Genomic DNA, 503 nt, shown 5'->3' on the forward strand with positions numbered 1-503 from the left:
GAAGGGGTTACCCATACTGGTGCTGCTGTCCTCGGCAGTGCAGCTTTGCAGCGCCGCTCCAGCTTTACTGCCTGTAACATGCAGTGAGGAGAGTGGTGCTGCAGCGGCACGTCTGGCATTGCATCACATCAATGAGCACCATGACCACGGCTACAAGTTCAGACTGAGTGAGATCCAAAGCAGCAAAGTGAAAAAGGTTGACGGAGGCTGTAACATCGAGCAAGAGTTGGACCTTCTGGAGACAAAGTGCCACACTGTCAACCCCAAACACTTTGAGGAATGTGAGATCCGTGGACAGGCAGAACAGATGGTGATGGCCAACTGCACCGTAATGATGACTGTAGAAAATAGTGCCGCCGAGGTCACCAAGTACAAGTGTGACACGCGACAAGTAAATACAAATATGGAAATGGTGAAGATGTGCCCTGACTGTCCCACGCTGATCCCACTCAACAGCCCTGAAGGTCTAAAGTCTGTTAATGAAGCTGTGAGGCTATTCAACC

The 503-nt window shown here is 50.9% G+C and carries 1 protein-coding gene; it reads left to right on the forward strand.

Annotation, left to right across the window (positions count from 1 at the left end; genetic code table 11):
* On the forward strand, positions 1-503 hold a 503-nt coding region (locus GFB48_RS17515), incomplete at both ends, for a cystatin domain-containing protein (RefSeq protein WP_163938813.1).

This window comes from Paraferrimonas sp. SM1919 (assembly GCF_010993985.1).
In the GTDB taxonomy this organism is placed as follows: domain Bacteria; phylum Pseudomonadota; class Gammaproteobacteria; order Enterobacterales; family Shewanellaceae; genus SM1919.